Here is a 3298-nt window from a genome sequence, read left to right as displayed (position 1 = left end):
TAATCGACCATTTCACCGCTGAGATTCTCACATCCGATGTAGGTGACGAAATCATCCACGATCAAATGTCGTCCCAACTCCAAGTTCTCTCGTATACTCACCCCCGCATAAACCTGTAGTTCGCCTCGCTGATAGGCACCGATAGGGCGATAGTCTTTAGGATATTGAGAGGTGATAAACGCATCGAACGCTTCGGAGGTGAGTTCCGTGCGCAGTGTCGTGAGGAGGGCAAACCCCTCAACCAGCTCGGACGGTGAAAGTTCACGAAATTGCACTTAGTTTCCTAGTGCGCTGAGTTGAGCCGTGATTTTAGAAATTTTATCTTCGGCATCGGCGAGTCCGTTGCGGTTTTCAGCAATAACGGCTTCAGGCGCATTGGCGACAAAACGCTCGTTTGAGAGCATTCCGCGTAGTTTGTCTACCTCTTTTTGGAGTTTTTCACGCTGTTTGGTGAGTCGGTCGATGATTGGGCTTAGATCAATCGCATCGGTAGGGAGATAGACCTCGACAGCATCACCGATGTCACTGATCGCATTGTCGATTTTAGACTCGGTAAAGTGGAGTGTTTCAACTCTTCCTAAACGGATGATAAAAGGTTCCATCATAGAATGATTGCCGCCGCATTTGAGGTAGGCGAGATCGATTTTTTGGTTTCCGAGATCAACGAGGGTTTTGGCGCGGCGGATCGTGACGATCGCATCCATGATGATCGCGAACTCTGCTTCGATGGTCTCATCTATTTCGATATTTTCAGGGTATGCCATAATCATGATGGAGTTCCCCTCTTCGAGGGTTGTCCCTGATAGCTCATGGTAGAGGTACTCGGTGATGAACGGCATAAATGGGTGGAGAAGTTTCATCGACTCTTTGAAGATACTTCCCAGCTCATCTACGCTCTCTTTGGATGCTTTGCCAAGCTCGATACCCCAGTCGCAGAACTCGTTCCATAAGAAGCGATAGAGTACCGTCGCCGCATCGTTAAAGCGGTATTCATCCAAGAACGCTCTTGTCTCAGCGGTTGCACGATGAAAGCGAGAGAGCATATAGCGACCCAACGGAGTGGTGATCTCTTGATCCGCCAAATCTTTGAATGTCGGGACATTCATTTGGAGGAATTTGGAAGCGTTGAAAAGTTTGTTGGTAAAGTTACGGCTTTGCTCCAGACGCTCATTGCTGAGGCGGATATCACGTCCTTGAGCCGCAAGGACAGCCAAGGTAAAGCGGAGTGCATCGGCACTGTATTTTTCGACCATATCGAGCGGATCGATAACATTTCCTTTGGATTTGGACATTTTTTGACCGTTTTCATCACGCACCAAGGCGTGGAGGTAGATGTGGTTAAACGGCAATTCTCCCGTGAAACTTTCCCCCATCATCATCATACGGGCTACCCAAAAGAAGAGGATGTCAAATCCGGTGATGAGGAGGGTGTTCGGATAAAAGCGAGCCATATCTTCGCTTTGGAAGAGTTGATCTTGAGCGGTATCACCGTTCCCCCATCCGAGAGTCGAGAACGGCCAGAGAGCAGAGCTGAACCATGTATCGAGAACGTCAGGGTCTTGGGTGAAGTTTTTACTTGCACAATGAGGACACGAAGACGGAACTTCTTCCAAACTTGCCCACTCATGATTACAATCATCGCAGTAAAACACAGGGATACGGTGTCCCCACCAAAGCTGGCGAGAGATACACCAGTCGCGAAGGTCTCCCATCCACGCGTTGTAGCTGTTGATCCAGTGAGGCGGGAAGAATTGGGTTAATCCCTCATTGGTTTTATCGATGGAACCGCGCGCTACCTCTTTGCGGACAAACCACTGTTTAGAGATATACGGTTCTACAATATTTTTACAGCGGTAACAATGACCTACTTGGTGGGTATGTTCTTCGATTTTTTCGATAAATCCCGCTTCTTCGAGACGTTTGACGATTACCGCGCGTGCTTCGAGACGTTCTAACCCTTCGAATTCTCCGGCGTGGTGATTCAATATCCCTTTTTCATCAAATACGGTGATGAATTCGAGATCATGACGTTTACCCACTTCGTAGTCGTTCGTATCATGGGCTGGGGTGACTTTAACGACACCTGTTCCGAAATCACGATCAACATGGCTGTCGGCGATGATTTTGATATCGCGGTTGATGAGGGGGAGGGTGACACTTTGTCCGATGAGATGAAGATAACGCTCATCATCGGGGTGTACCATGATGGCGGTGTCGCCGAAATAGGTCTCAGGACGGGTCGTTGCAACGACGATGTGTCCGCTGCCGTCACTGAACGGATAACGCATGTGGTAGAAGTTCCCTTGGTGCTCTTCGTGTTCTACTTCGATATCACTGAGGGCTCCATCATGGGTACACCAGTTGACCATGTAGTTTCCGCGAACGATGAGGTTTTGGTTGTAGAGGTGGACAAATGCCTCTTTGACAGAGGATTTTAGCCCCTCATCCATCGTAAAGCGCTCACGGCTCCATGCGGGAGAGACACCAAGTTTACGGAGTTGTCCCACCATGATTCCGCCGCTCTCCTCTTTCCACTCCCAAACGCGTTCTAAAAATGCATCGCGTCCGAGTTCTTCTTTGGTTTTACCCTCAGCGAGAAGCTGTTTTTCCACGACGTTTTGGGTAGCGATCCCCGCGTGGTCGGTTCCCGGTTGCCAGAGGGTCATGTAACCGTCCATCCGTTTGTAGCGGACGATGATGTCTTGGAGGGTAAAGGTGAGGGCATGTCCGATATGAAGCCGTCCGGTAACGTTCGGTGGAGGCATCATGATGGCAAAATGTTTGTCCGGCTTTGCGATCGATTTATTTCCGTCGATTTCGAAATAACCCCGATTTTCCCAGATGGGATAGTAGTTTTCTTCAATATTTTTGGGATCGTAGTGGGTTGCTGACATAATAGGACCTTGGGTACAGAAAATATCGCGAATTATACCAAAAGTTACTCTTGGGCAACACAATTCATCGCGGAACACTAATTGCTTGATAAAAAGTATTAATTATCAAAGGGTAATCATGCAGTATGATGTGAAATCAACGATATTAGGATTTGATCAAGTAACCAAGGTAGAGTTGAGCGAAATCGATGAGATGTTCTCTATGCTAAAAAGTTGTGACGGAAGTAACGTTAGTTTTACCCTTGTTAATCCGTACCTATTGCGTGAATACTCTTTTGATTTGCCGACGTCTATTCGTGTTTTACTCGACATTAACGAAGATTCAAAGGTAGTGGTATATAATATCGCTGTTATTCAAGACCCGCTCGATGAATCGTGCATCAACTTCCTAGCTCCGCTTATTT

At 47.6% G+C, this 3298-nt stretch carries 3 protein-coding genes; 1 reads left to right on the top strand and 2 read right to left on the bottom strand.

Features of this window, described 5'->3' with window-relative positions:
- Together WA010_RS12685 and WA010_RS12680 are read right to left on the bottom strand one after the other, a co-directional pair.
- On the bottom strand, positions 1-275 hold a 275-nt coding region (locus WA010_RS12685), incomplete at its 3' end, for a hypothetical protein (protein ID WP_422557485.1).
- Positions 276-2894 (bottom strand): valine--tRNA ligase, encoded by a 2619-nt coding sequence (locus WA010_RS12680; RefSeq protein WP_422557484.1) that lies wholly within the window; start codon positions 2892-2894, stop codon positions 276-278.
- A 118-nt stretch (positions 2895-3012) separates the two neighbouring features.
- On the opposite strand from WA010_RS12680, the gene fliW reads away from it, so the two are divergent.
- Positions 3013-3298: flagellar assembly protein FliW (gene fliW, locus WA010_RS12675; RefSeq protein ID WP_422557483.1), on the top strand; the 286-nt coding region annotated here is incomplete at its 3' end.

It is taken from the genome of Sulfuricurvum sp., from assembly GCF_049305995.1.
Classification (GTDB): Bacteria; Campylobacterota; Campylobacteria; order Campylobacterales; family Sulfurimonadaceae; genus Sulfuricurvum.
The sequence above is the reverse complement of the archived record's forward strand: the minus strand, read 5'-3'. Positions and strand labels throughout refer to the sequence as shown.